Genomic DNA, 20,746 nt, shown 5'->3' on the forward strand with positions numbered 1-20,746 from the left:
GGCGCCGCGATCGCTCAGAGGCTGAGCGCCGCGGCGCCTTCGTCGTAGCGCTCCCGGATGATCCGGACGATGCTCGGGTCCGCGCCGTCGTCGCCGACGCCGAGAGGCGCCGTGACGACATCGGCGCCGGCGCGAGAGATGAGATCGGCGAAGTGGCCGGGAGCGAGCACATAGCTGGCCGCGATCACGCGCTCCGCGCCGGCCTCGCGGGCCCGGTGCACCGCTTCGGCGACCGTGGGCTTCGCGCCGTAGGCGAAGCCGCTGGTGACAGGCACGGGGACCCGTGCCTCCAGCGAGGTGCGCATCTCTTCGACGCGCGCCGCCGCTTCGGGGCGCGACGAGCCGGCGGCAGCGAGCACGACGCGGTCGCCGGGCGCGGGGGAGAGCGCAGCGATCCGCCTGGCCAGGGAATCGACCAGCAGGGGATGAGGACCCAGCGTGCCGGTCGCGACGACACCCGCGCGCTGCGCGGCGGCGCGGCCGATGTCGACGGCCGTGTGGAAGCCGGGCGACAGCAGCAGCGGCACGATCACGGCCGGGCCGTCGGTTGAGGAGATGACCTCGTCGACCTGAGGACGCTGCACGTCGACGTACGTCTCGACGGCCGGCGCGCCGACGGCGCACTCCGCGGCTGCGACGAGAGCGCTGATCGTCCGGCGCCCGTCGGCGGAGTCGGTCCCGTGCGAGCAGCACACGAGCGTGGGCGCCGTCACGCGGAGTCCTCCACGTCGAGCCGGTACCCGCGCTTGACGACGGTGGTCACGAGCGACGGTTCGCCGAGCCCCGTGCGCAGCCGGGCGACGGCCATGTCGACGGCGTGAGGGCTCAGCCCGGTGCCGGGCAGCGCACCCTGGATCTCGTCGCGCGTCACAACGGAGCCGCCGGCGTCGAACAGGACGCTGAGCACCGAGGTCGAGGTCGGCGAGAGCGGGAGGTGCGTGCCGTCGAGCACGGCACCGGAGCTGCGCAGCTCGAGACGGCCGCTTCTCGTGGCGAGCGACGGTGCGCCGCCCGCACCGAAATGCGTGACGACGAGGCGCACGAGCGAGCCCAAGCGACCCCGCTCAGCGATGGACGTGACGAGGTCGCGCCGATGCAGCGGGCCGGCGGTGATCGGGCCGACGGAGGCGAGCAGCAGACGGTTGGTCACCGCGCGCTCACGGATCGTGTCGAGCGCGCCCGCCTTCTCTGCGGCGTCGAGCCAGGCGTGCGCCGCCGGAGCAGAGGTGAACAGCACTGCGTCGGCGTCTCCGCCGGCTGCCGCGATCGTCGAGACGCTCACGGCGCCGGCGTCGGCCGGAGGACCCCAGCGGTACACGGTGAGACTGGTGACGTCCGCACCGTGCTCCGTCAGCAGCTCGTCGAGCCCGTCTGCGCCCGATCCGTGATGCTGCACCGCGACGCGGAGGCCGGCGACGCCGCGGGCGACGAGGTACTCGCCGAGCTCCGCGGTGGTCTCCGTCTCGGCGACCCAGTCCGCGGTGAGACCCGCCTGCTGGATCGCCCCGCGTGCCTTGGGTCCTCTGGCGACGATCTGGGCGTCGGCGACGGCGCTGAGCAGCTCATCGGCGAGATCGGCTTCGTGCGCCGCCTCGACCCAGCCGCGGAAGCCGACGCCGGTCGTGGCGACCACGACATCCGGAGGGGACGCGATCAGCTCTCTGGTGACGACCAGGAGCGCTTCGTCATCGGCGTGGGGCACGATCGTGAGCGCGGGCGCGGCGATCACGGCGGCGCCGTGCCTGGCGAGCGCCGCGGCCAGCTCGGACGAGCGACGGTGCGCCGTGCTGATGATCCGGCACCCGTCCAGCGCCGCCGAGAGCTGGCCGCCTGTCGTCATCAGGCGCTTCCCGTCGCGACGGGTGCGGTCGCGCCCGGCTCCGGCAGCAGCAGGCCCGCCTTCGCGACTTCGCCGATCACGATGACGGACGGGTTGTGCACCTGGGCTTCGACGAGATCACGGGCCGCGTCGCCGAGAGTCGAGCGGATCGTGCGCTGGCGCTCGGAATGGCCGTTCTCGACGAAGGCGACCGGCCGCTCGGCCGGTGCTCCCATCCGGATGGCCTGCTGCGACATCGATGCGAACGCGGCGACGCCCATGAGCAGCACGGTGGTGACGGAATCGTCGCGCATCGCCGCGATATCGGCATCGCTCAGGCCGCTCTGCCCGTTGATGATGTGCATGCTCGAGGCGACGCCGCGGTGAGTGACCGGGATACCCGCCGCCTGCGGCACCGCCATCGCGCTGGACGGTGCGGGGACCACCTCGACGGGAACACCGGCCGCGTGGCACGCGGCGACCTCCTCGCCTCCCCGTCCGTACACGAACGGGTCGCCGCCCTTGAGCCGCACGACGCGTCTGCCGGCGCGCGCGAACTCGACGAGCAGTGCGTTGATCTCTGGCTGGGGGACGGGATGGCTGCCAGGTGCCTTCCCGACATGCACCACCTCGACATCCGGAGCGAGCTCGTCGAGAACGGCGACCGGACCGAGACGGTCGGCGACGACGACGTCGGCCTCCGCGAGAAGGCGCCACGCCCTGACCGTCATGAGATCGACCGGACCAGGACCGCCGCCGACGAGCGCGACGCGGCCCGGCGCGGAGCGGTGCCGGCGCAGATCGACGCCGCCGGAGTCGAGCACCTCCCGTATGCTCGCCGACACACGGGCGGAACGACGAGGGTCGACCCCGTCGTCCGAGGTGACAGCGATGACGACGTCGCCGGAGCGCACCTCGCTGGTCATCCTGGCGCTGCCATGGGCGCCGTCGGATGCGTTCACGCAGAGGACGCGCTCGCGTTCGCACCACCCGGCGACGTCTGCGTCGACGCGCCCGTCGCCCGTCGCGGTGTGCACGAACCATGCGCCGTCGACGTCGCCGGAGCGCACCTCGCGCTCGTGCCACTCGATGCTGTGATCGGCGACGATCGCCGAGACGGCGGGGGAGAGCTCGGGAGCGACGATCACGATGTGCGCCTGCTCGTCGACGAAGCGGGGGAGGCGACGCGCGGTCACCGCGCCGCCGCCGACGATGAGGACGCGTCGCCCGGCGAGGCTGATGCCCAGTGTGGTCGTCACCGTGTCTCCGCCTCTCCGATCAGTACGCGTCCGCCGTCGATCTCGACGGCGTGCACGGGCAGGTGCCGCGCCTCCCGGCCGTGCGTCTCCAACACCTCCCCCGTGCGCAGATCCCACACCTGCTTGTGCAGGGGGGAGGCGATCGTGGGCGTCTCGGTGCCGTCGGCGACCAGGCGCGTTCCGACGATACCCCGCGAGAGGACGTTGGCCCCGGCGTAGGGGTCGCAATTCGACACAACTCGGACGGCGCCGTCCGGGAGCAGGAACAGCGCGACCTGGGTGCCGTCCGGGAGAAGCGCCGCCCTGCCGCGCTCTGTTTCGAGGTCGGTGACGGCACAGACATCGACGAGGGCGCCTGCTCGGCTCGACTGCGGCATCGTGGCCGTCTGGACCGTCATCGGCGCACCTCCAGTGTGGTTCCGGCGATTATCACGGCGCCGGACTCGCGCTCCTCGACCGACGCGGGCCGCACCTGATCGCGCTCCGAGACGTAGGCGAGCGACGGGTCGGGGGTGTCGGGCGCGTTCACGAACGAGTGGAATCGGCGCAGCTTGTCCGGATCCTCCAGCGTCGCCGCCCACTCGTCCTGGTAGCCGGCCACGTGGCGCGCCATCGCGGCGTCGAGGTCGTCGCAGATGCCCAGGGAGTCCTCGAAGATCACCTCGCGCAGGCCGTCCAGGCCGCCCTCCAGCTCCTGGACCCATGGCGCCGTGCGCTGCAGCCGGTCGGCGGTGCGGATGTAGTACATGAAGAAGCGGTCGATCGCCCGGATGAGCTCCGCGTTGCTGAGCCCTTCGGAGAGCAGCTCCGCGTGCCGCGGGGTGAAGCCGCCGTTCCCTCCGACGTACATGTTCCAGCCGTTCTCCGCGGCGATCACACCGACGTCCTTGCCGCGCGCCTCGGCGCATTCTCGGGCGCATCCGGAGACGCCGAGCTTGAGCTTGTGCGGGGAGCGCAGGCCGCGGTAGCGCAACTCGAGGTTCACGGCCATGCCGACCGCGTCGAGCACGCCGTAGCGGCACCAGGTCGAGCCGACGCACGACTTCACCGTGCGCAGCGACTTGCCGTACGCCTGCCCCGATTCGAACCCGGCGTCGACGAGTTCGCGCCAGATGAGGGGGAGCTGTTCGAGGCGGGCACCGAACATGTCGATGCGCTGACCGCCGGTGAGCTTCGTGTACAGCCCGTACTTCTTCGCCACGCTGCCGATCACCACAAGGCCCTCCGGGGTCACCTCGCCGCCCGGCATACGCGGGACGACCGAGTAGGAGCCGTCCTTCTGCATGTTCGCCATGACGTGGTCGTTGGTGTCCTGCAGCGTCGCGTTCTCGCCGTCGAGCACATGCTCGCCGACCAGACCGGACAGGATGCTCGCGACCGTCGGCTTGCAGACATCGCAGCCGCGACCGTGCCCGAAGCGCTCGATGATCTGCGTGAACGTGGTCAGCTCCGCCACGCGCACGGCGTCGAACAGCTGGCGGCGCGACATCTCGAAGTGCTCGCACAGCGCGTTCGAGACAGTCTTGCCGAGTGACGTGAGTTCCTTGCCGACGAGCTTCTTCACCATCACGAAGCACGAACCGCACGTGGCGCCAGCGCGGGTGCAGGCCTTGACTTCGTCGGCGTCAGCGCAGCCGTCCTCGTGCACGGCACCGCGGATCCGACCTGCCGTCACGGACGAGCATGAGCACACGATCGCCTCGTCGGGAAGGTCGCCGGTGGGTGCTGCCACGCCGTCGGACGGCATCAGATACGCGGAGGGGTCTCCGCCGAGCGGGCCGCCGACCAGCGGGCGGAGCGAGCCGTACGCGGAGGCGTCGCCGACGAGCACACCGCCGAGCAGCGTCTTCGCGTCGTCGGAGAGGACGAGCTTCTTGTAGGTGCCGCCGACGGGGTCGGAGAAGACGACGTCGAGTGCGTTCGGCGAAGCCGCGAACGCGTCGCCGAAGCTCGCGACATCGACGCCGGAGAGTTTCAGCTTCGTCGACTCGTCGAAACCGGGGAACGTCGACTCACCGCCGCAGAGCCGATCGGCGGCGACCTCTGCCATCGCGTAGCCGGGCGCGACCAATCCGACGCTGCGGCCGCCGTGGCTGGCGACCTCGCCGATCGCGAGCACCGAGGGGTCGTTCGTCGCGCATCCGTCGTCGATGCGGACACCGCCGCGAGGTTCCGCGTCGAGACCGGCGTCGCGGGCGAGGGAGTCGTTGGGGCGCACACCGACGGTGAAGATCACGAGGTCGCTCTCCTCGTAGGAGCCGTCAGGGAACTCGAGCGCAGCCACCGCACCCTCCGGGCCGGGGGCGACGCGCGTCGCCCGCGACTCGGTGCGGATTCGGATGTCGCGCTCGCGGATGAGGCGGCCGAGCACCTCGCCGCCTGCTCGGTCGATCTGCGCCGAGAGGAGGTGGGTTCCGGAATGGATGACGGTGCAGTCGACCTCCAGGCCCTGGAGCGCACCCGCCGCCTCGAGCCCGAGCAGGCCGCCGCCGACGACCGTGCCGCGCAAGGGGCGGCCGAGCTCCGCGGAGCGCTGACGTACGAATGCCGTGATGTCCTCGAGATCATCGATCGTGCGGTACACGAAGGTGCCGGGCAGGTGCGAGCCGTCGATCGCGGGGCGCGCGGCGTATGATCCCGTGGCGAGCACGAGCGTGTCGTATTCGTATCGGCGGCGGGCGGAGGTCGTGACGATCCGGCCGCCGCGGTCGATGAACGTCGCGGCGTCGCCGGTGACGAGCTCGACTCGCGGATCGCTCAGAGAAGCGGCGTCGAGGGCGAGATCTTCTGCTGCACGTCCCTCGAACCAGCTGGTCAGGCCGACCCTGTCGTACGGCGCGCGCGGCTCGTCGCCGATGACGGCGATCCGCCATGGCGCATCGCCGCGCGAGAGCAGGCTCTCGACGAAGCGATGGGCGACCATGCCTGCGCCGATCACGACGATCCGGTGGGCGTCGGTGCTCGGCGAGGGCTCGGCGTGCGATCGGGAGGTCATGGCGCCAGGTTAGGAACTGCGTGTTTCGTCGTAGGTGCGCGTGTGTTTCCTGACGTGAACGGAAAGCTCACGCGCGCAAGCCGGCCGGTGTGAGTCTTTGCGTTCCCGGTCCTCAGCCGCCGTCAGACGGTGGCGTTCGCCGTGTCGCGATCGGCGTCGGTGAAGGCCTCGCGCGGCACGACGAGCAGGGCGGCCGCGGCTACGAGCGCCGTGAGGCCGCACACGAGCCAGACAGTGACGTAGCCCGTGAGCGAGCCGGCCGTCGCGTCGCCTCCGTCGATGGCGGTGGCCGCGCCGTTCAGCAGAGCGATGCCGAACACACACGACGCGATCGCCCCACCGACGGTTTTGACGGAGTTGGTCAGCCCTGTGGCGACTCCGGTCTGCGACGGCGGTGCGGCCGCGGCGGCGGTCGCAGGCAGGGCGGCGACGAGCGCCCCCGACCCGAGCCCGGCGACGGCCATGTTGATCGTGGTCTGGGCGTAGGTGTCGTGCAGCGGCAGGAACAGCAGGTACCCGACGGCGACGAGCAGCGCCGCGACGATGAGCGCGACGCGGGGGGTCGTGGCACGGGCGAGGTAGGGGAACAGCAGCGCCCCGACGATCATGGCGACGAGGTAGAACCCGATGATGAGTGAGGTGTCGAACCCGGATGTGCCCAGGCCGTAGCCGTAGACGGTGGGGTCGGTGCGTGCGAACGTCGACAGCGGCGCCTGAGCACCGAGCACGCTCACGCCGAACAGGCCGGCCGTGAGGAACACCGGCCACAGCGACGGGGAGCGGAACATGCGCACGTCGATGAGCGGGTCGGGGCAGCGCAGCTCCCACAGCACGAACGGCACGATCAGCAGCACGCCGAGGGTGACGGCGCCCCACGCGAACGGATCGCCCGCTCCGCCGATGCGCAGCAGGCTGAGGCCGCCCGTGAAGGCGACGAGCGCGAGGGAGACGAGGATGAGGCCGCGGGTGTCGAACACGCCGCCCACTGGATCCGGTGACTCCGCGACGCCGAACAGGATGACGAAGAAGCAGACCACGACAGCGATGGCAGGCATCAGCAGGACCAGCCAGAGGGGGAGCGTGTCGATGAGCGCCCCGCCGAGGAGTGCTCCGCCGATCGCGCCGAGCTCGAGAGAAGCGACGAGCACGCCGGCGGCCTTGGCGGTCACGGACGCGGGCCTCATGCCTGCCCGCTCCGCGAGTCGGCGGGCGCGGATCCAGATGAGCGCCACCTCGAGCGGGAGCCAGACGACGTAGAAACCCTGCAGCGCCCAGGCGACGAGGAATACCGCGAACGAGTCGGTGAACGGCATCGCGAGCGATGCCAGCGCCGTCGCGGCCGTCGCGAGGAGCAGCATGCGCTTGTGGCCGACCATGTCGCCGAGCTTGGCGAAGGCGGGAACGACGAGAGCGGAGAGCATCAGCTGTGAGCCCTCGAGCCAGTTCACGTCGGCATCGTGCACACCGAGGTGACGCGCGATATCGGTGAGCATCGGCGTGTAGTAGCCCTGAAGGATGCCGCTGGTGAACTCGACGAACGCGAGGAAGCCGACGACGCCGATGAGCGCGCGCAGCCCCGTGATCGCGGTGGGCGTGCTCACACCAGTCCCCGGATGAGGGCCGCGTGGAAGTCGCGTCCGCGCTCGAGGGAGGCGATCGACACGCGCTCGTTCGTGCCGTGGATCGAGGCGCGCTGCGCGCTCGACATCTCCAGCGGCGCGAAGCGATAGACGGCGGGCCAGCGCCGGTGGAAGTGACGGGCGTCGCTGGCCTGCATCATCAGGTACGGCGCGGGAAGCGCATCCGGATACGCCGCGGCCACGGCGTCGGCGACAGCGGCGAACTGCGGTCCGTCGACCGGGGACTCGGGCGAAGGATCGTCGCCTTCGAGCACCTCGATGTCGATGCGGGGGTCCGCGATGCGACGGCGCACGCGCCTGGCCACATGATCGACCGTCTCTCCGGGGATGATGCGCAGGTTGAGCGTGGTTGAGGCGTGCGCAGGGAGCACGTTCGAGGCGGAACCGCCCGTGAGAATCGTCGCCGCGATCGTGGTGCGGACGAAGGCGGCAGGCTCCCCGCCGAGAGCGGCGAACACTCGTCCGCCCAGCCAGGGCCACCGCGCGAGCACGAGGAGCAGCAGCCGGGCTGGTCGGGACGCCCTGCCCGAGAACATGCGCAGCATGCGCGAGATCGAGCGGGGCATCCGGGGGTGGAACGTCGAAGGGCCGAGTCGCTCGACCGCACTCGCGATCCGCGTGACGGCGGTATGTCCGCGAGGGGCAGAAGCGTGACCGCCGTCGCCGCGGGCGGTCAGACGCAGGGTGGCCACGCCCTTCTCGCCGACGCCGATCATGGCGGCGCTGCCGCGGACGAAGGGGAGCGGGGCGTCGACGACGGCACCGCCCTCGTCGATGACGAGCCACGGCGACACGCCTCGGGTCGAGAGTTCTTCTGCGATCGCCGCAGCGGATGGACCGTGTACCTCTTCGTCGCCGCCGAAGGACAGATAGACGTCGCGGGCGGGGGAGTGCCCTGCTTCGAGGAGCGCTTCCACCGCTTCGAGGATGACCAGCAGCGGGCCCTTGTCATCGAGTGCGCCGCGACCGTGCACCCATCCGTCGCGGATCGCGCCCGAGAACGGGTCGAGCTCCCATCCGTCCGCGTCATCAGCTGGAACGACGTCGTAGTGCGCCATCAGCACGACCGGATCGTCGTCGGTGCGGCCCCGCCACCGATACAGCAGACCGCGTGGACCGATGCGCTCCGGCTCGATCTCGGAGTGCACCCGTGGGTAGAGCTCGCGCAGCAGGGCGACGAACTCCTCGAACGGCTGCTCGGATGCGGCCGCCGCGCTCACCGTGGCAAGCTGGATCATCCGGGACAGCCGTTGCGCGATCAAGGGGTCGTCGTCCATGGCGCGAGCGTAGCGCAGACCGACGACAGTGCGGCAGAGGGCGTCTCGTCCTCGTCAGGAATTTCTCCCCGGCATCTGTGTGCTGTAGACTGTAGTGCTCGGAGCGATTCCGAGACGCCCGCTTCACCGGGCGCCGTGCGACCGCAGGGTCGCTGGCAATTCCACAGTGTGTGAGAGGTCCCTTCGCAAGAAGGATCCACGGGGCTGATCGGTTTCGACAGCGCCTGCCGATCTGACAGAAGCGGGCCGAGGATGCAGGGTTATCTCGTTAACGCCCCCTGCGAACCTATAAGTGCCAACTCTAACGCTGAGCGCACTGACTTCGCCCTCGCTGCCTAAGCAGCGAGCTCGAGTCCGTCAGCCCGTGGTCGTCCCCGCCACGGTTCCTGGCGCCATCTAAGGGGTCTTGCTGTGTGACGGCGTCGCGACGTCACATGGGACTTTTCCGCGACTGGGCCCGTCGATCTATGTGTCTGTGCTGAAGATCGGGGCCGAGCAGAACGTCTCCACAGAATGCGCCCGGAGAAACTTCAGTGAACCAGCGTTGGACGGGGGTTCGATTCCCCCCAGCTCCACCATCGGAGGATCACTAGAACCCGCAGCTGCGAGGCTGCTGGTGAACAGCGGTCCCCACATGGCCGCCTCTCGCACGTGGATGTCAGCCAGAAGGCCACCCTCCGGGGTGGCCTTCTGGTGTTTCTGGGGGCGTGTGCCTCGATGCACGCTCGGGTGAACGCGGCGATGGCCTCGTCCTTCGTCGCGCCTGCCCTGGCGGCGTTGTGGGCCGACTCGGCAGCGAGTAGCCCGTCGCGCGGCTGCTCGAGGAGTTGGAGGTCGGCTTCGAGGTGGTCGGCGCCCTCGGTTCAGAGTGCTCTCGGTTGTCCTTCTGCGTCGTGTAGCGGCCGCCCCTTGGCTGCCTCAGCGGGATGCGCGATGCCGACGCGGACTTTCTCGAGGACCGCTTGCTGGGCCGGCGAGAGGTAGTTCGTGGTGTGCTGTTGGAAGACGCGCTCTGGAGGCCCCGGAAAGTCCTCGAAGTCCGTAGTCAGTGCAGCGAGTTCAGCGATGACAGGCAGGAACAGATCGATGAGCTGGTCGGCGAGCTGCATGATCTCGTCCGATGTGCTCTCGCCATCGAGGCTCGCCCAGACCGTCATGGCCGCCGCCACGGAGGAGGCACGGTCTGGGCGGCTGAGCAGCTCATAGATCGTTCTCAGGTAATCCTGTCCCTCCGGGCCGATGAGATGCATCAGCAGAAGGGTGTGATCCCGGTCAGTCGCTGCCGCGCCCTCAGGCAGACCAGAGTCTCGCAGGACGCTGTGGAACGCGGCGATCTCCGGGGGAAGGTCCGGGAACGCTCCGTAGCGTCTGAGATGGGCGAGCAGTTCGCGTTGGCGAGTCAGGTTCTCGATCTGCGCCGCGTACTCGGTGTCCAGGGCGTCGAACACGGAATCTGACGGTGGATCGTTGCCATCGAGCATGGTCGCGATCTGCGTGAGAGAGAAGCCGAGTCCGACCAGGCGCCGGATCCGCAGCACTCGAACCAGCGCATGGGTGTTGTAGTCGCGGTAGCCATTGCCGGACCGCGCCGGTTCCTCGAGGAGCCCGATCTGATGGTAGTGCCGCAGGGTGCGCACGGTGATGCCGGCACAGCCAGCGAGGTCGCTGCTACGCATCACGTATCGCCTCCACCTCGTGGTCTTTCGCCTGAGCGGGTACGGGTTTATCCAGGTTACGCATGGATCGGGCGCTCAACGCCACGAGGAGGCCCAGAGACCACAGTGCGGCGAGTATCACGAGTGCAGTATGGAGACCCAAGAGCTCTGTCATGGCTCCGGCCAGGAAGATGCCCAAGGGCGAGGCTGCTGTGACGAACGTGTTCTGGGTGCCCAGCACACGTCCGCGTTTGTCCTCTGGGATGCGCTCGATGGAGAGAACACCGACCAGAGCTCCGAAGAGCCCGACCGAGAAGCCCAAGACGAACGCGCCGAGGAAGAGTATCCACACCGACATCAGTGAGGCCACGATCGCGAGGCCGAGCACGCTGCCCAGAGAGCCTGTGACGAACCATCCGCGACGAGAACCGCGCGTTCCGGCAACGGCGTAGATCCCGCCGCCGACCAGTGTGCCTGCCGCGATGGCACTCATGACCAGGCCGAGCAGACCTGGACGATCGATCTCGGTGAAGTAGAGCGGCAGGATGATTCCCTGGAGCCCTCCGATGGCGATGACTGCGGAGGTGGTCAGGATCGTGGTGACCAGCACGAACTTGTTGTGGATCATCTCACTCCACCCTTCTCGCAGCTGCCCCCAGACCCGACGCACCGGGGCCCCGTTGGCCGTCGTCGTCTCTTCGAGTGTTCCCACCTGGTGCGGAATCAGCATGGTCAGCAGCGCAGCGGCCAGTGATGTGCCGGCTGTGACCCATAGGGCAGTGGTGCCGTCCCAGGCGGTGAGCATGAACCCTGCGGCTGCCGGGCCGACGAGGATGGCGACCGCACCGAGTGCTTCGCGGGTGCCTGTCATGCGTTCAGCGGAGACCCCGCTGTGGCGGATGACGGCGGGGATCAGCGCTTCCCGTGCGGTGATCCCCGGGACGTCTCCGATGGCGCCGATGATTCCGAACAGGACGAACCAGCCCACAGAGAGACCGGTGATCATGTCGATGAGGGGAAGGGCTCCCATAGCGAGGGCGGAGATGAGGTCCGTGAGCACCGATGAGGTGCGTCGATTGATCCTGTCGATGACCACGCCCATGAAGATTCCGGCCAGGACGGCGGGCACAATCGTGGCGGCTGCCACGGTGCCTGCCGCTAGCGCGCTGCCTGTTGTCTGGAGTACCAGCAGGGGCAGCACGATCGCTGCGATGGAGTTCCCCAGCGCAGAGAGCGTGTAGGAAGACAGATACGTGACGGGAAGAAGTCTCATGAGATGAGCTAAAACTATGACGTTGCGTCGGAGTCAACTGGAACAACCCGAACCCCGTCGACTCCGAGCTGTGGCAAGGGTGTGTAGGCAATAACCTATGCATCGTAGGTTATGCTTGTCGTCGAGGGAAGGAAACGGACGAATGGCACGAGCGGGTCTGAGCGGCAGCCGTTTGGCGCAGGCCGGTCTCGAACTGGTCGATGAGATCGGTTTCGAGCAGGTGACCATCGCTGAGCTTGCGCGGCGCTTCGCAGTGAAGCCGGCGAGCCTCTATTCGCATCTGCAGGGGCACGACGACCTCAAAACGCGAATCGCGTTGCTGGCCCTCGAGGAGATCGACGAGCAGGTGTCGGATGCTGTTGCCGGGCGAGCGGGCGCGGACGCCCTCCGCGGCCTCGCCGACGCGTACCGTGACTATGCCGCCGCCCACCCCGGCCGGTTTGCGGCCGCACAGCATCCGCTCGACCTGGAGACCGCCATCGCCAGCGCGGGTGCCCGTCAATCGCAGAGAATCCGCGCGATTCTGCGGGCATACCCGCTGGCTGAGGCGGAACAGGTGCATGCGATCCGGATGATCGGCAGCACTATTCGCGGGTTCGTGGCACTGGAGCTGAGCGGCAGCTTCAGCCACAGCAGTCCCGGCGCAGAGGTGAGCTGGGATCGCATCATCGATGCGCTCGATGCGCTGTTGCACAACTGGCCGATCCACTGACCGACGAGAGATGAAGCAATGCCCGTTCAACCTTTGAAGACCATCCCGCTCACCGCCAGCCTCATCGGCGGCGCCGCGGAACTTGAGCACACCGACCGCGGTATGCGGCCGCACCGCCTCCCGGACTGGGCGCTGAAGCAGTGCGCTGACCCGCAGCTGGCAATGGTGGAGGCGCAGCCGTCCGGTGTGCGGGTCGCCTTCCGCACGAGGGCGACGGTGATCGAACTCGACCTTCTGCGCTCCCGCACCACCTACGCGGGCATGCCGCCGCGGCCTGATGGCGTGGTCGACCTCGTCGTCGACGGCGAAGTGGTCGCGCTCTCACCCACGTCCGGCGGAAACACGGTGACTGTCGACATGTCGACCGGTCGCGCCGAGCGGGTGGCCGGAGCGGTCTGCACGGCCCGGTTCGACGGATTGCCGGATGAGATGAAGTCGGTTGAACTGTGGCTTCCTCACAACGAGAGCATCGAGCTGGTCGAGCTGCGCGCTGATGCCGCTGTCGAACCGGGGACGGATTCGAGCCGGCCGGCGTGGTTGCACTACGGCAGCTCCATCAGCCATGGGTCGAATGCGGCGCGCCCGACCGGGATCTGGCCGGCGGTGGCAGCGCGCGAGTCCGAGCTCGAGTTGGTCAACCTCGGGTTGGGCGGAAGCGCACTGCTCGACCAGTTCGCAGCGCGCACCATACGCGACGCCGAGGCCCACATGATCAGCCTGAAGGTGGGGATCAACCTGGTGAACACCGACCTGATGCGCCTGCGGGCTTTCGGATCGACGGTGCACGGGTTTCTGGACACGATTCGGGACGGGCATCCGTCGACCCCCATGCTGGTGATATCGCCCATCTTCTGCGAGATTCACGAGGACACGCCCGGGCCGGGTGAGTTCGATCTGGATGCTCTGGCCGACGGGACAGTGCGTTTCCGCGCGACCGGCAGCCCCGCTGAAGTCGCGGCTGGAAAGCTGACATTGACGGTGATCAGAGCAGAGTTGGAGCGCATCGTGAGGGAACGACAGCAGGCCGATCCCCACCTGTTCTACCTCGACGGCCGCCAGCTGTACGGCGCGGAAGATGCGACCCGGTTGCCGTTGCCGGACGCGCTGCATCCGGACGCCGAGACCCACCGCCTGATAGGCGAGCGGTTCGCGCGGTTGGCTTTCGCGGAAGGCGGCCCGCTGGCCGCAGCTGCGGCTCCGAGCGCTCCGCCGGTGTGATCCACGAACGTCTGAGAGAGACTCAGAGGACCCAGCGATAGACGTTCTCCGGACGACCGGTTCGTCCGGAGCGGGGGTCTCTGGCGGCGAGTCCGTGATCGAACAGGTGATCGAGACAGCGCCTCGCGGTGACTCGGGAGACGCCGAGGTCTGTCGCGAGCGTCAAGGCTGCTGCGCCATCGACACCGGATCCGCGCAGCACGTCGATCGTCGCGGTGCGCGTCTCTTCGCTGAGCCCCTTCGGCACGGCGGCGCCGCATGGCCCGGGAGGCGTGCGTCTCGATCAAGGCGCGGGTAGTGCGTTCAGATCGAGGTCACCGCGCAGCGAGCCAGTCCTGGAACGTCTGTCGGCCGAGTTCGGCATCCTGACCTGGCAGGGCGAGCCCGGTGCGCATGCCCTTCATCTGCGCACCGGGAAGGCTCACCGACGGCAGCCATCCGCCATGTCCGGTCGCCTTCGCGAACTGCTTGACCATCGTGTCGAGCTGTTCCTCGCGAGGGCCGGCGAGGTCGCGCGCCCGGCCCCGTGCAGGTCCGGCCGCGATCGCGGCGAGATGTGCACCGACTTCGTACGCAGCGATCGGCTGCACGACGGCGCGGGGCGCGATGTGCAGCGGGCCGATCTTCGCCCGATCGAACATCTGCGCGGCGAACTCATGGAACTGGGTCGCCCGCAGGATCGTCCACGGCACCGGAGATGCCTCCACGACCTTCTCCTGGGCGACCTTCCCTGCATAGTAGTCATGCGGCATCCGGTCGATGCCGACGATCGAGAGCAGTACGAGATGCTCGACTCCGGCGTCGGCGGAGGCTGCGACGAGATTGCCCGTGGCCGCGGTGAAGAACTCGATCGCCTCCGCCGCCTTCAGCGTGGCGACGTTCGCCGTATCGATGATCACATCAGCACCTGCGAGTGCCGCGGCGAGCCCCTCGCCGGTGACCAGGTCGACCCCCGCAGAGCGGCTGAGCACCACGGCGTCATGTCCGGCGCTGCGCACGGCCTCCACCGTGTGCCTGCCGACGACTCCTGTTCCGCCCGCAATCGCGATCTTCATCAGACGTTCTCCTTCGTCATGTCCATCTTCTCTCTTCCCGCACGCGTCCGGCGGGGTTCCGGCAGCATGAGCACCACTCCGAGCAGCAGACTGCCGCCCAAACTGACGACGTTCCCCACCACATCGATCGTCGGCATGCCGCCGAACTGCGTGACGTGGTAGATCAGATGAGGCAGGCCGAACACCGTCCATGCGACTCCGACCACCTGGCCCGGTCGGGGCCCGTCGCTCAGCGCAGCGGCGATGCTCGCCGCGGCAAGCGCCAGGTAGAGCGCACCGACGTCACGGATCAGATGCTCGTTGAACGGTCCATCGATCGCGATCCACACTCGCCCGAAGCCGGGAAACGACGCGTAGAAGGAATCAGGAGCGATCGCGCCCCACAGGCCGACGAATGCTCCGATAGCGGCGGTGGCCCACAGCAGGACGCGGCGAAGATTCATGCTCATACCTCTCCGACGATGCAGCCGCGGGAGATGTGAGGCGAGGGCTCACATCTCCGTTCGCCACATCGTCGACATTTCGGAAGGATGTGACGAGATGGATGATGCGGAAACTCTTCACGGCGAGCGCCGCGCGCTGCTCGCGCTGGCCTATCGCATGCTCGGCACGGTCGCCGACGCGGAGGATGCCGTACAGGAGACGTACGCGCGCTGGTATCGCCGATCCGAGGCCGAGCGCGCACAGATCGCGAACCCCGCCGCATGGCTCACCCGCGTTGCGAGCCGGGTCTGCCTCGACCAGCTCGGATCGGCGCGCGCCCGCCGTGAGAGCTACGTCGGTGAGTGGCTGCCGGAGCCGATCCCCGGGGAGTCGGCCATTGCGTCGTCGGTGCCGGTCGAGCCGCTGGAACGCGTCACGCTCGATGAATCCGTGAGTCTGGCGTTGATGGTGGTGCTGGAGTCGCTCACGCCAGCCGAGCGGGTCGCCTTCGTGCTGCACGACATCTTCGCCGTGCCCTTCGCCGAGATCGCCGAGACCGTGGGGCGGAGTCCGGACGCCGCCAGACAGCTCGCATCGCAGGCACGCAGGCGGGTGCAGCAGCGGCGAGCCGGTGCAGCGCCCAGGGCGGAACACGACGCGGTCGCGCAGGCGTTCGCCCAGGCCACGGCCACGGGGGAGCTCTCGACACTGGTCGGCCTCCTCGACCCCCGCGTGGTGCTGCGCGCCGACGGCGGCGGAAAGGTATCGGCAGCCCGTCGGCCCGTCATCGGGGCGGACCGGGTCGCGCGCTTCCTGCTCGGACTTCCGCGCCTCGAACCGGCGGCCATGACCGTGTCCACCCTCACCCCGGAAGGAGTGGGCTTCCTCGTCACGGTCGATGGCCGCGTCGACTCCGTCATCTCGGTGGATGTGGAAGACGGCCGGATCACCGCGGTGTACATCGTCCGCAATCCCGACAAGCTCACCCTCTGGACGTGAGCGGCGGCACCCTGAATGGCCGCTACCGCGGCCAGCGGATGACGGCGAGGCCGGACTTCGTGTCTGACACCGCCATCCAGCCCTCGGCGAAGCCGTAGGTGTAGCCGTAACCCTCGTCATCCACCTGGAAGGCCGTGTTCGGGTCCTCGGTGAGGAACACGGATCCGTCCTCCTCCTCACGGATCCAGCCCTCGGTTTCGAGCTGATCCTGGTACTCGGCCGCGGCGTCGGCGTCGACCGGAGCCCACCCGTAGATCTGCAGCGTCTCGCCTGCACCCTCCGCATCGCCCCACTTGCACTGGATGCCGCCGTCGACCTCCGCGGCGCCGACCATGAACGGCTCCTCTTTCGCGCTCCATCCGAGTCCCTCGAGGTCTTCGACCAGGCTGGGTGTGATGAGCGTCTCGCACGTCGGCGCCTCGTCGGGATCCGCCGCGGCGCCGTCCTCCGCCGGTGTCTCAACTGCGGCTCCGCACCCCGCCAGCACCAGCAGCGCGAGCGCACCGCCGGCGAGTACGAGTGCGCGGCGGGTCATACCCTCGAAGCCCGACTCCGCAGCGTGCGCAGGAACTCATCGTGCAGAACGCCGTTGCTGGCCATCGCGGAACCCGTCGTGAGCGACTCGTCGCCCTCCAGCGACGTGAAGCGTCCTCCTGCCTCGCGCACGATGGCGGCGGCGGCTGCCACGTCGTACTCCTTCACGTCGAACTCGCCGACGAACTCCAAGCGGCCCTCCGCGAGCAGCATGTATGACCACACGTCGCCGTAGGCGCGGTCGCGCCACACCTGCTCCTGCAGGTCGAGGAGCGCATCGAGCTGGCCGGCGTCGCGCCACTGCCCGATGCTCTGGAAGCTGATGCTCGCCTGTCCGAGGGCGTCGACGGGGGAGACGCCGAGGCGGCGGGGGGTGCCGTCGAGACTGTTCGTCCAGGCGCCCAGCCCGGCTGCCGACCACCAGCGGCGGCTCATCGCCGGCATGCTCACGACGCCGACTGCCGCGACACCGTCGACTTCCAGAGCGATCATCGTGCCCCAAGCGGGAATCCCGCGCAGGTAATTGGCGGTGCCGTCGATCGGGTCGATGACCCAACGGCGGGACGCCTCTTCGCTCGCGCCGTACTCCTCGCCGAAGACCGCGTCGTGCGGACGCTCGGAGGAGATCAGCGCCCGGATGGCTCTCTCAGCAGCGAGGTCGGCCTCCGTCACGTGCGAGCGGTCGGCCTTGAGACTCACTTCGAGCCCCGCCGAGTCGAAGCGGGGCAGCGACTCCGCGTCCGCGGCATCCGCGAGGCGCAGCGCGAGGGCGAGGTCTTCCTCGAGGGAGTGCGTCATGCGTACAAGGCTATCGCGCGCAGCCTATGCGAAACCCCGGCCGGAGTTTCTCCGTGCCGGGGTCTCGGTGTGAGGTGCGCCCTCAGGGGCTCGAACCCTGGACCCACTGATTAAGAGTCAGTTGCTCTACCGACTGAGCTAAAGGCGCCTGGCATGCCTAGCGTTTCCGCTCTGCGAACCGAGAGACTACGTTACACGATCGCGGAGGGCGGGGCGAATTGAGGGGGAGATCCGGGCGTGTACGAGAGTCTGCTGAACGTCTACGACGCGTCGGATGCACGGTACTTGTACTCCTTGCCCGCGATCGGGGAGTCGTCTTCGACCGTTCCGCCGCGCGACGCCTTGCGGATGTCGAGGATCATCCCGATCGACAGCGCGAGAGTCAGCGCCCAGCTCGCCCACGACAGCGCCACGCGCCAGGTGAGCTGCTGCTCGTCCGAGCCGCGCAGAAGTGACAGACCGGAAAGCAGCACGCCGATGATCCCCGTGCTCGCAACGTACTTGCTCATGCCCATGCGTCCCACGTTATCGCGCCCTCGGACATCCGGCCATCGCGTCTGTCGGCGGGGTGCTCGAGCCGGATGCCGTGGGCGGCGGCGCCGTCGCGGTCGCGGGGAACCGGGTACGCTGGCGGCATCCCGCAAGGGCGTTCCGACGAGAGGAGACCGTCATGGCTCAGTCAGAGCTTGTCGTCGTAGCGAATCGCCTGCCGGTGGACAGGGTCACGGACAAGGACGGGAACGAGTCGTGGCGGCGCTCGCCAGGCGGCCTGGTGACCGCCCTCGAACAGGTCATGGCCGGATCGGATGCCGCGTGGGTCGGCTGGCCGGGCAAAGCCGACCTGTTCATGGACCCGTTCGAGTTCGACGGAAACCTGCTCGTGCCGGTTCGTCTCTCGCAGGACAACCTCGAGTACTACTACGAAGGCTTCTCCAACGGCACGATCTGGCCGCTCTACCACGACGTCATCGCGACGCCCATCTATCGCCGGAGCTGGTGGGACTCGTATGTGCGGGTCAACAAGCGGTTCGCCGACGCCGCAGCATCCGTCGCCGCCGAGGGCGGTCTCGTGTGGGTGCAGGACTATCAGCTCCAGCTGGTGCCGAAGATGCTGCGTGAGATCCGTCCGGATCTCACGATCGGCTACTTCCACCACATTCCGTTCCCGGCATATGGGCTCTACGCGCAGCTGCCGTGGCGATCCGAGGTGATCGAGGGCCTTCTCGGCGCCGACGTGCTCGGCTTCCAGCGCGTGGCGGACGCTGGGAACTTCCAACGTTCCGTGCGCAGGCTGTTCCGGTATCCGACCAAGTCGAACCGGATCGAGGTTCCCACCGGTGACGGTACGACCCGCTCGGTCGTGGCGGCGCCGTTCCCCATCTCCATCGACGCTCAGGCCTTCGTCGATCTCGCGAAGAAGCCGGAGATCATCGCGCGATCGAAGGAGATCCGTGAGCAGCTCGGCAATCCGAAGAAGATCCTCCTGGGCGTCGACCGTCTCGACTACACCAAGGGCATCAGACATCGGCTGAAGGCCTTCGGGGAGATGCTCGAGGACGGCACGGCCAAGGTCGGCGAGGTCACGCTCGTGCAGGTCGCAAGCCCGAGCCGTCCCGGAGTCGAGGCCTACCAGGACCTCAGAGACGAGATCGAGCTCACGGTGGGGCGCATCAACGGCGACCACGACACCATGCACCACACGGCGATCCGGTATCTGCACCAGGGCTTCCCCCGCGAGGAGATGGTCGCGCTGTACCTCGCCGCGGACGTGCTGCTGATCACGGCGCTGCGCGACGGAATGAACCTCGTGGCGAAGGAGTACGCGGCCGTGCGCACAGACCAGCGCGGTGTGCTCGTGCTGAGCGAGTTCGCCGGTGCCGCAGATGAGCTGAACGCGGCGCTGATGATCAACCCGCACGACATCGACGGCATGAAGGCGGCGATCATCCAGGCGATCGAGATGTCTCCGGCCGAGCAGGGGCGGCGCATGCGGTCGATGCGGCGCAGGGTGCTCGAGCACGACGTCGAGCGCTGGGGCAAGAGATTCATGACCGCCGTCGAGGACATTCGCGCCGAGCAGCGCGAGCAGTGACATCGGGAGGAACCGGATGACTGATCAGGCCACGGACGCGACCATCGACTGGGCAGAGGTGCTGCCGGACATCGCGGACACACCCCGGCTGCTCATCGCGCTCGACTTCGACGGCACACTCGCCCCGCTGCGCGACGATCCGATGACCTCGAGGGCGATTCCTGAGGCTGTCGCGGCGATCGAGCGACTCGTCGCGCTTCCCGAGACGATCGTGGCGCTGGTGTCGGGGCGCACTATCGAGCACCTGCGCATCATCGCCGAGCACGGGGACGACTCTCGCGTGTGGCTGTCGGGTTCGCACGGGGTTGAGATCTGGCGTCCTGCGGGACAGGAGGCGCCGCAGGACGACGACGCGCTCGGCGACGAGGAAGAGGTCTTGCTCTCGGAACGACTGCGGGGCGAGGCGAAGCGCATCACGGCACCGATCGACGGTGCGTGGATCGAGGACAAGGCAGTCGGCTTCACGGTGCACACGCGGCTGACTGCGAGGGACCAGGCCGACGGAGTGCACACCGCCATCGAAGAGCTCATCGAGCGGGAGGCCCCGAGCTGGCGGGCGCGTACCGGCATCGACATGAGCGAGTACACGTGGCGGCACGAGGGCAAGGACGCTGGCGTCGCGAAGCTGCGTGCCGAGACCGGCGCGACCGCGGTGCTGTTCGCCGGCGACGATGTTACCGATGAGGACGCGCTCGCCCGTCTCGAGCCGCAGGATCTCGGCGTCAGGGTCGGTCAAGGGGCGACGCACGCGAGGACGCGGGTGGCGGACGCAAACGAGTTCGCCGCACTGCTCGACCGCCTCGCCGACCTGCGGGCCTCCGCGCGGTGAGCCTCGGTCGACCGGCCCGAGCGAACAGTCGAGCTGTGGGCCTGACTCGCACCGTTCGGCGGCCTACACTCGTAGGTATGAGCTTCGCCGTGTCCGCGCCGCAGAGGTTCGACGCGCGTGGGCCGGTGCGGGGCGCAGACACACGTCCGGATGCACTAGACTGGGGGA

General features: G+C 68.6%; 21 protein-coding genes, 1 tRNA gene and 1 other RNA gene. 6 read left to right on the plus strand and 17 right to left on the minus strand.

Annotated features, from left to right (window positions below):
• Window positions 1-14: 14 nt before the first annotated feature.
• The 7 genes from DZG09_RS09525 to DZG09_RS09555 all read right to left on the minus strand — a co-directional run bounded on the left by DZG09_RS09525 (window position 15) and on the right by DZG09_RS09555 (window position 8,990).
• Window positions 15-713 carry a sirohydrochlorin chelatase gene (locus tag DZG09_RS09525; protein WP_119697523.1) on the minus strand — a complete coding sequence of 233 codons (699 nt, stop codon included), beginning with the start codon at window positions 711-713 and terminating at the stop codon, window positions 15-17.
• Window positions 710-1,840 carry a uroporphyrinogen-III synthase gene (locus DZG09_RS09530; RefSeq protein ID WP_119697524.1) on the minus strand — a complete coding sequence of 377 codons (1,131 nt, stop codon included), beginning with the start codon at window positions 1,838-1,840 and terminating at the stop codon, window positions 710-712. Before DZG09_RS09530 ends, DZG09_RS09525 begins: the two co-directional genes overlap by 4 nt.
• The gene (gene cobA / locus DZG09_RS09535) at window positions 1,840-3,078 is read right to left on the minus strand and encodes a uroporphyrinogen-III C-methyltransferase (RefSeq protein ID WP_119697525.1); all 1,239 of its coding nucleotides are present in this window, start codon (window positions 3,076-3,078) and stop codon (window positions 1,840-1,842) included. Before cobA ends, DZG09_RS09530 begins: the two co-directional genes overlap by 1 nt.
• Window positions 3,075-3,476, minus strand: coding sequence for a nitrite reductase small subunit NirD (locus DZG09_RS09540; RefSeq protein ID WP_119697526.1), 402 nt, complete (start codon window positions 3,474-3,476; stop codon window positions 3,075-3,077). The genes cobA and DZG09_RS09540 overlap by 4 nt, the downstream gene beginning before the upstream one ends.
• Window positions 3,473-6,073, minus strand: coding sequence for a nitrite reductase large subunit NirB (gene nirB / locus DZG09_RS09545; protein ID WP_205529139.1), 2,601 nt, complete (start codon window positions 6,071-6,073; stop codon window positions 3,473-3,475). Before nirB ends, DZG09_RS09540 begins: the two co-directional genes overlap by 4 nt.
• A gap of 122 nt (window positions 6,074-6,195) precedes the next feature.
• Window positions 6,196-7,674, minus strand: a complete 1,479-nt coding sequence (locus DZG09_RS09550; protein WP_119697527.1) for an MFS transporter — start codon at window positions 7,672-7,674, stop codon at window positions 6,196-6,198.
• Complete coding sequence (locus DZG09_RS09555) at window positions 7,671-8,990, minus strand: M20/M25/M40 family metallo-hydrolase (protein WP_119697528.1); 1,320 nt, start codon at window positions 8,988-8,990, stop codon at window positions 7,671-7,673. Before DZG09_RS09555 ends, DZG09_RS09550 begins: the two co-directional genes overlap by 4 nt.
• 200 nt (window positions 8,991-9,190) lie before the next feature.
• Here DZG09_RS09555 and ssrA point away from each other — a divergent pair.
• Window positions 9,191-9,568, plus strand: a transfer-messenger RNA (tmRNA) gene (gene ssrA / locus DZG09_RS09560).
• A 285-nt stretch (window positions 9,569-9,853) separates the two neighbouring features.
• On the opposite strand, the gene DZG09_RS09565 is transcribed toward ssrA, so the two are convergent.
• Window positions 9,854-10,666, minus strand: a complete 813-nt coding sequence (locus DZG09_RS09565; protein WP_119697529.1) for a MerR family transcriptional regulator — start codon at window positions 10,664-10,666, stop codon at window positions 9,854-9,856.
• Window positions 10,659-11,918, minus strand: coding sequence for an MFS transporter (locus DZG09_RS09570; RefSeq protein ID WP_119697530.1), 1,260 nt, complete (start codon window positions 11,916-11,918; stop codon window positions 10,659-10,661). The genes DZG09_RS09565 and DZG09_RS09570 overlap by 8 nt, the downstream gene beginning before the upstream one ends.
• Before the next feature lie 172 nt (window positions 11,919-12,090).
• On the opposite strand from DZG09_RS09570, the gene DZG09_RS09575 reads away from it, so the two are divergent.
• Window positions 12,091-12,630 carry a TetR/AcrR family transcriptional regulator gene (locus DZG09_RS09575; RefSeq protein ID WP_240423911.1) on the plus strand — a complete coding sequence of 180 codons (540 nt, stop codon included), beginning with the start codon at window positions 12,091-12,093 and terminating at the stop codon, window positions 12,628-12,630.
• An 18-nt stretch (window positions 12,631-12,648) separates the two neighbouring features.
• The gene (locus DZG09_RS09580; protein ID WP_119697532.1) at window positions 12,649-13,848 is read left to right on the plus strand and encodes an SGNH/GDSL hydrolase family protein; all 1,200 of its coding nucleotides are present in this window, start codon (window positions 12,649-12,651) and stop codon (window positions 13,846-13,848) included.
• A 22-nt stretch (window positions 13,849-13,870) separates the two neighbouring features.
• Here DZG09_RS09580 and DZG09_RS09585 read toward each other — a convergent pair whose 3' ends face one another.
• The 3 genes from DZG09_RS09585 to DZG09_RS09595 form a co-directional block, all read right to left on the minus strand.
• On the minus strand, window positions 13,871-14,095 hold the full coding sequence (locus DZG09_RS09585) for a helix-turn-helix domain-containing protein (RefSeq protein WP_119697533.1): 225 nt from the start codon (window positions 14,093-14,095) through the stop codon (window positions 13,871-13,873).
• Between the two features lie 67 nt (window positions 14,096-14,162).
• Window positions 14,163-14,903, minus strand: a complete 741-nt coding sequence (locus tag DZG09_RS09590) for an SDR family oxidoreductase (RefSeq protein WP_119697534.1) — start codon at window positions 14,901-14,903, stop codon at window positions 14,163-14,165.
• Complete coding sequence (locus DZG09_RS09595; RefSeq protein WP_240423912.1) at window positions 14,903-15,352, minus strand: hypothetical protein; 450 nt, start codon at window positions 15,350-15,352, stop codon at window positions 14,903-14,905. Before DZG09_RS09595 ends, DZG09_RS09590 begins: the two co-directional genes overlap by 1 nt.
• Before the next feature lie 91 nt (window positions 15,353-15,443).
• Between DZG09_RS09595 and sigJ the strand changes: the two genes are divergently transcribed.
• Window positions 15,444-16,325, plus strand: a complete 882-nt coding sequence (gene sigJ / locus DZG09_RS09600; protein ID WP_119697535.1) for an RNA polymerase sigma factor SigJ — start codon at window positions 15,444-15,446, stop codon at window positions 16,323-16,325.
• 22 nt (window positions 16,326-16,347) lie between these two features.
• Here sigJ and DZG09_RS09605 read toward each other — a convergent pair whose 3' ends face one another.
• The 5 genes from DZG09_RS09605 to DZG09_RS17000 all read right to left on the minus strand — a co-directional run bounded on the left by DZG09_RS09605 (window position 16,348) and on the right by DZG09_RS17000 (window position 18,294).
• Window positions 16,348-16,860 (minus strand): hypothetical protein, encoded by a 513-nt coding sequence (locus tag DZG09_RS09605; RefSeq protein ID WP_119697536.1) that lies wholly within the window; start codon window positions 16,858-16,860, stop codon window positions 16,348-16,350.
• Window positions 16,857-17,657, minus strand: coding sequence for an inositol monophosphatase family protein (locus tag DZG09_RS09610; protein ID WP_119697537.1), 801 nt, complete (start codon window positions 17,655-17,657; stop codon window positions 16,857-16,859). The genes DZG09_RS09605 and DZG09_RS09610 overlap by 4 nt, the downstream gene beginning before the upstream one ends.
• Window positions 17,658-17,732: 75 nt before the next feature.
• A tRNA-Lys gene (locus DZG09_RS09615) sits at window positions 17,733-17,805 on the minus strand.
• 112 nt (window positions 17,806-17,917) lie between these two features.
• Complete coding sequence (locus tag DZG09_RS09620; protein WP_240423913.1) at window positions 17,918-18,172, minus strand: hypothetical protein; 255 nt, start codon at window positions 18,170-18,172, stop codon at window positions 17,918-17,920.
• Complete coding sequence (locus DZG09_RS17000) at window positions 18,163-18,294, minus strand: hypothetical protein (RefSeq protein ID WP_276116187.1); 132 nt, start codon at window positions 18,292-18,294, stop codon at window positions 18,163-18,165. Before DZG09_RS17000 ends, DZG09_RS09620 begins: the two co-directional genes overlap by 10 nt.
• Window positions 18,295-18,327: 33 nt before the next feature.
• Here DZG09_RS17000 and DZG09_RS09625 point away from each other — a divergent pair, with 33 nt between their 5' ends.
• On the plus strand, window positions 18,328-19,749 hold the full coding sequence (locus tag DZG09_RS09625) for an alpha,alpha-trehalose-phosphate synthase (UDP-forming) (RefSeq protein WP_119697538.1): 1,422 nt from the start codon (window positions 18,328-18,330) through the stop codon (window positions 19,747-19,749).
• A 16-nt stretch (window positions 19,750-19,765) separates the two neighbouring features.
• Window positions 19,766-20,578 carry a trehalose-phosphatase gene (gene otsB, locus DZG09_RS09630; protein WP_119697539.1) on the plus strand — a complete coding sequence of 271 codons (813 nt, stop codon included), beginning with the start codon at window positions 19,766-19,768 and terminating at the stop codon, window positions 20,576-20,578.
• The last annotated feature ends 168 nt before the right edge of the window (window positions 20,579-20,746 follow it).

Source organism: Microbacterium halotolerans, from assembly GCF_003569805.1.
Taxonomy (GTDB): Bacteria; Actinomycetota; Actinomycetes; order Actinomycetales; family Microbacteriaceae; genus Microbacterium; species Microbacterium halotolerans.

Coding starts and splice junctions, on each gene's coding strand:
- DZG09_RS09530 (WP_119697524.1), bottom strand. CDS start 1,840: ATGACGACAGGCGGCCAGCTCTCGGCGGCGCTGGACGGGTGCCGGATC.
- DZG09_RS09540 (WP_119697526.1), bottom strand. CDS start 3,476: ATGACGGTCCAGACGGCCACGATGCCGCAGTCGAGCCGAGCAGGCGCC.
- nirB (WP_205529139.1), bottom strand. CDS start 6,073: ATGACCTCCCGATCGCACGCCGAGCCCTCGCCGAGCACCGACGCCCAC.
- DZG09_RS09555 (WP_119697528.1), bottom strand. CDS start 8,990: ATGGACGACGACCCCTTGATCGCGCAACGGCTGTCCCGGATGATCCAG.
- DZG09_RS09565 (WP_119697529.1), bottom strand. CDS start 10,666: ATGCGTAGCAGCGACCTCGCTGGCTGTGCCGGCATCACCGTGCGCACC.
- DZG09_RS09570 (WP_119697530.1), bottom strand. CDS start 11,918: ATGAGACTTCTTCCCGTCACGTATCTGTCTTCCTACACGCTCTCTGCG.
- DZG09_RS09580 (WP_119697532.1), top strand. CDS start 12,649: ATGCCCGTTCAACCTTTGAAGACCATCCCGCTCACCGCCAGCCTCATC.
- DZG09_RS09590 (WP_119697534.1), bottom strand. CDS start 14,903: ATGAAGATCGCGATTGCGGGCGGAACAGGAGTCGTCGGCAGGCACACG.
- DZG09_RS09595 (WP_240423912.1), bottom strand. CDS start 15,352: ATGAGCATGAATCTTCGCCGCGTCCTGCTGTGGGCCACCGCCGCTATC.
- sigJ (WP_119697535.1), top strand. CDS start 15,444: ATGGATGATGCGGAAACTCTTCACGGCGAGCGCCGCGCGCTGCTCGCG.
- DZG09_RS09605 (WP_119697536.1), bottom strand. CDS start 16,860: ATGACCCGCCGCGCACTCGTACTCGCCGGCGGTGCGCTCGCGCTGCTG.
- DZG09_RS09610 (WP_119697537.1), bottom strand. CDS start 17,657: ATGACGCACTCCCTCGAGGAAGACCTCGCCCTCGCGCTGCGCCTCGCG.
- DZG09_RS09620 (WP_240423913.1), bottom strand. CDS start 18,172: ATGGGCATGAGCAAGTACGTTGCGAGCACGGGGATCATCGGCGTGCTG.
- DZG09_RS17000 (WP_276116187.1), bottom strand. CDS start 18,294: ATGCCGCCAGCGTACCCGGTTCCCCGCGACCGCGACGGCGCCGCCGCC.
- DZG09_RS09625 (WP_119697538.1), top strand. CDS start 18,328: ATGGCTCAGTCAGAGCTTGTCGTCGTAGCGAATCGCCTGCCGGTGGAC.
- otsB (WP_119697539.1), top strand. CDS start 19,766: ATGACTGATCAGGCCACGGACGCGACCATCGACTGGGCAGAGGTGCTG.